At 57.3% G+C, this 539-nt stretch carries 1 pseudogene; it reads right to left on the reverse strand.

Features of this window, described 5'->3' with window-relative positions:
- A pseudogene (locus tag ACP7IZ_RS13790) lies at positions 1 to 498 on the reverse strand (IS5 family transposase); the annotation flags it as partial.
- Positions 499 to 539 lie beyond the last annotated feature (41 nt).

Here is a 539-nt window from a genome sequence, read left to right on the forward strand (position 1 = left end):
GTGCCAGAGGCAGTTCATGAGCCTGTCCAGGGGCCAGCGCAAAACCGAAGGCTTTTCCATGTCCATCAGCGATCACGCAGACTTTTGTGCCATAGCCACCGCGAGAGCGGCCAAGTGCTTCACGATGGTCTCGCTCTTCGAAAGAGGCCCCTTTTTTTGGGCTCCCGCCGCTTTGTGGTGAGCCCTGATGTTTGTGCCATCCAGAAAAGTCATTCCGAATGCCACTCCCTGTTGTTCCTGAACCAGTGCGAGCAGCCGCTCCCATACGCCGAGCTTCGCCCAGCGGATGAAAAGCTGCGCAGCCCGCCACCACGGACCCAGTTCAGCGGGGATACTCCGCCATTTCGCGCCATTCTCATGACGCCAGAAAATCGCTGCTATCGTCCGCCGCAGATCATGTGGCGGCGTCTTGCCCCTCGGGCGAACCTCCTCAATCAGAGGTTCCCAGATCGCCCATGTCTCGTCCGTAAAGGTGCCTGTTCTGTCTCCTTCTTCCATCCCTACAATATGGGAAGAAATTCAAGATCTAACAGGCCCTA

It is taken from the genome of Acetobacter sp. AAB5 (genome assembly GCF_050106715.1).
Lineage (GTDB): Bacteria > Pseudomonadota > Alphaproteobacteria > Acetobacterales > Acetobacteraceae > Acetobacter > Acetobacter oryzifermentans.